The sequence below is a fragment of the Allobosea sp. CER48 genome, assembly GCF_044752385.1.
In the GTDB taxonomy this organism is placed as follows: domain Bacteria; phylum Pseudomonadota; class Alphaproteobacteria; order Rhizobiales; family Beijerinckiaceae; genus Allobosea.
This window is the reverse complement of sequence record NZ_JBIWYK010000320.1, coordinates 1-3,748: the sequence shown is the minus strand read 5'-3', so window position 1 is coordinate 3,748 and position 3,748 is coordinate 1. Positions and strand designations below refer to the sequence as shown.

At 69.9% G+C, this 3,748-nt stretch carries 3 protein-coding genes and 1 pseudogene; 1 reads left to right on the top strand and 3 read right to left on the bottom strand.

Annotation, left to right across the window (positions count from 1 at the left end):
* The coding region (locus tag ACIPIA_RS12030; protein ID WP_400509783.1) for a tetratricopeptide repeat protein at positions 1–485 on the top strand (485 nt) is incomplete at its 5' end.
* A 40-nt stretch (positions 486–525) separates the two neighbouring features.
* Here the strand turns inward: ACIPIA_RS12030 and pyk are convergent.
* The 3 genes and pseudogenes from pyk to ACIPIA_RS12015 all read right to left on the bottom strand — a co-directional run.
* The gene (gene pyk, locus ACIPIA_RS12025; protein ID WP_400509781.1) at positions 526–1,965 is read right to left on the bottom strand and encodes a pyruvate kinase; all 1,440 of its coding nucleotides are present in this window, start codon (positions 1,963–1,965) and stop codon (positions 526–528) included.
* A 136-nt stretch (positions 1,966–2,101) separates the two neighbouring features.
* Positions 2,102–2,509, bottom strand: a pseudogene (locus tag ACIPIA_RS12020) (DUF1036 domain-containing protein); the annotation flags it as partial.
* Positions 2,510–2,517: 8 nt separating this feature from the next.
* The coding region (locus ACIPIA_RS12015; RefSeq protein ID WP_400509779.1) for a glycerate kinase type-2 family protein at positions 2,518–3,748 on the bottom strand (1,231 nt) is incomplete at its 5' end.

Below are 3,748 nucleotides of genomic sequence, written 5' to 3'. Positions count from 1 at the left end.
GGCCGGCGGCGACGCTGGAGCGGCTCTTCGAGAGACTCCACGACGCCAAGACGCAGGAGGAGGCCGAAGGCGTCGCCCGGCTGATCCAGCGCCGCTGGGCGCGGTCCGGCTCGGACACGGCCGATCTGCTGATGACCCGGGCGCAGAAGGCCCTGCAGGACAAGCAGACGGAGATCGCCATCGAGCTGCTCGACCGCATCATCAGCCTGCAGCCGGACTGGGCCGAGGCCTGGAACCAGCGGGCCAACGCGCTTTACATCGCAGGGGACTCGATCCGCTCGATGCTGGATATCGGCGAAACGCTGAAGCGCGAGCCGCGCCATTACGGCGCCATGATGGGGCTCGGCCTGATCCTGCGCCAGCAGGGTGACGACAAGGGCGCGATGATCGCCTTCCGCAAGGCGCTGACGATCTATCCGGAGTTCGACGCCGTGAAGAAGGCGGTGGACTCGCTCAAGAGCGAGGTGGACGGCCGCGACGCCTGAGGCGCTGCGGGCCGGCCGCCCTCTCTTTCGAACGTCCCGCCTACGCCTTGGCGACATGCTCCTGCGCGATGAAGGCGATCCGCACCATGTTGGTCGCGCCCGGTGTGCCGAAGGGCACGCCGGCGACGACGATCACGCGGTCTCCGAGTGCGGCATAGCGCTCGCGCACGGCGAACTTGCAGGCGCGGAAGGCCATGTCGTCGGCGTCGCTGGCGTCCTTGGTGACGATGGCGTGGACGCCCCAGACCAGTGTGAGCCGACGCGCCGTCGCGCGGTTCGGCGTCAGCGCGATCACGGTCGAGTTCGGCCGCTCCCGGGCGATGCGGAAGGCGGTCGAACCCGAGGAGGTCCAGGCGCAGATCGCCTTCAGGTTCAGCGTCTCGGCGATCTCGTGGGCTGCCTTGGCGATGGCATCGGCGCCGGTGGCTTCGGGCTCGTTGCGCTGCGAGTCGAGGATCGAGCGGTAGACCGCGTCGTTCTCGACCTCCTCGGCGATGCGGTTCATCATCGTCACCGCCTCAACCGGATACTGGCCGGCGGCGCTCTCGGCCGAGAGCATGACGGCGTCCGCCCCCTCGAAGACGGCGGTGGCGACGTCGGAGACCTCTGCGCGCGTCGGCACCGGGCTCGTGATCATGCTCTCCAGCATCTGGGTCGCGACCACGACCGGCTTGCCCTTGAGGCGGGCCATGCGAGTCAGGCGCTTCTGCGTGCCCGGAACCTTCTCCAGCGGCATCTCGACGCCGAGGTCGCCGCGCGCGACCATGATCGCGTCGGAGGCGTCGATGATCTCTTCCATGCGCGCGACGGCCTGCGGCTTTTCTATCTTGGCGAGCGCCAGCGCGCGGCCGCGCACGATCTTGCGCAGTTCCGCCATGTCCTCGGGGCGCTGCACGAAGGAGAGTGCGATCCAGTCGACGCCGACCTCGGCCGCGACCTCGGCATCGGCGCGATCCTTCTCGGTCATGGCCGAAACGGCGATCGTGGTGTCGGGCAGGCTGACGCCCTTGCGCGAGGACAGGCGGCCGCCGACGACCACCTTGGTCACGGCCTGCTTCGGGGAAGCCTTTTCGACCACGAGACGCAGCTTGCCGTCGTCGAGGATCAGCGTGTGGCCGGGCTCGAGCGCGCTGAGGATCTCGGGATGGGGCAGGTGGACGCGCTTGGCGTCGCCGGGTGCCGGATCCGCGTCGAGAACGAAGCGCGCACCGTTCTCCAGCATCACGCCGCCGTCCCCGCCGAACTGGCCGACGCGCAGCTTGGGGCCCTGGAGATCGGCCAGGATGCCGACCGGGCGGTGGAACTTGCCCTCGAGGCTGCGCAGCATCGCGACCTTCTCGGCCAGCGTCTCCCGCTGGGTGTGGCTCATGTTGATCCGGAACACGTCGACACCGGCCTCGAAGAGCTTGGCGCACATCTCCTCGGTCGAGGAAGCCGGCCCGAGGGTGGCGATGATCTTGATCCGGCGTTCGCGCTTCATTGTCTGTCCCCATGAGGCCGAACCGCTTCCGGCTCCGGCCCTGTCAGCATCGTCTCGTTCGCCCGCGCGTGGCGCGGGCCTTTCATCCGCTCGCCCGGCCCGTCGCTCAGGGGCGCGGCCGCGCGCCTCCCGCGGTATCGGTGAGCTGGATGGTCCAGCTCTTCTGCTCGCCGGTGTCGACCTCGAAGAAGGCGGCCCGGTCATAGCCCCGCGCCAGGCAGTCCTCGATGCCGCGAATCGTGAATTCCTTGTTGCGGACGCACATGACCGATTTGCCGGTCCATTCGCCGCCCTTGTCGTAATCGACGGCATGGACGTAGTAGAAGCGCGCAGCCAGCGTGCCGCGCAGCAGGGTCTCGCAACCACGCGGGCTGATGTTCCACCATCCTTCGGTGGTCCAGCCCTGGGCGTCGCGGTAACCGATGGCGACACCGATGCGGCTCGACGTGGTGTTGCACATGCGCAAATCGGCCTTTGCCGGCAGAGCGCTCGCGATGAAGGCGGCGGTGCAGCCGGCGGCCAGAAGAGCCGTGCGCTGGGTCAGGAGAAATCTCACGGTTCGATCAGGATCACGCGGCAGTCATTGACATTGGTGAGTGTCGGCCCCGGCTGCAGCAAATCGCCCAGCGCTTCGAAGAAGCCGGTCGAATCGTTGTCGGCGAGGGATCGGGCGGGATCAAGGCCGATCTCGGCGGCGCGCGTCAAAGTTTGCGGATCGACCAGCGCGCCGGCCGGGTCGGTCGCCTCGCCGCCGCCGCCATCGGTGCCGTCGGTGTCGCCGGCGAGCGCGACGATGCCGGGCTCGCCGGCGAGTGCGATCGCGAGCGCCAGCGCATATTCCTGGTTGGGGCCACCGCGGCCGGAGCCGCGCAGGGTCACGGTGAGTTCGCCGCCGGAGAGGATCGCGGCGCGACGGCCCTCGCGCTTCAGCTGCCGGGCCAGCTTGGCATGACCGGCCGCGACCTCACGGGCCTCGCCCTCCAGATCAGGGCCGAGATCGTGGACCTCGTAGCCGGCCGCCTCGGCTGCCGCCCGAGCTGCGGCAAGGGCGTCGGCCGGGCGGGCGATGATCCGGAAATCGGTGGCGGCGAAGGCAGGGTGACCCGGCTTTGGCGTCTCGTTCGTGGGGTCGTCGAGCAAGCTGCGGGCCGCGGGTGGCAGGTCGAGCCCGTAGCGGGCGACGATGCCGCGGGCGTCCGCCGTGGTCGAGGGATCCGCGACGGTGGGGCCGGAGGCGATGGCCGCCGGCTCGTCGCCAGGCACATCCGAGATGGCGAGCGTGAGCAGCCGGGCAGGGGCGGCGGCAATTGCGAGCCGTCCGCCCTTGATGCGGGACAGGCGCTTGCGGACGATGTTCATCTCGCCGATCGGCGCGCCGGAGCGCAGCAGCGCCTTGTTGACCGCCTGCTTCTCGGCGAGCGCGAGCGCCCCGGCCGGAGCGACCCAGTTGGCCGATCCGCCGCCTGAAAGCAGAACGAGAACGAGATCGTCCGCCGTCGCGGAAGCGGCGAGCGCGAGCGCCTGCTCGGCGCTGTCGATGCTCCCCTGATCCGGCACGGGATGGCCCGCCGCGACCATCGGGATCTGGCGCGTCGACGCCGTATAGCCGTGGCGGGCGACCGCGTGACCGAAAAGCCGCTCCGGCGGGAAACCGGCGTCGAGATAATGAGATTCGGCAATGGCCGTCATGCTGCCTGCGGCCTTGCCGGCGGCGAGCAGGATCAACCGGCCTCGCTCAGGGGGCGGCGGGAGGTGCTGCGGCAGGCATCCGGCCGGGTGGGCG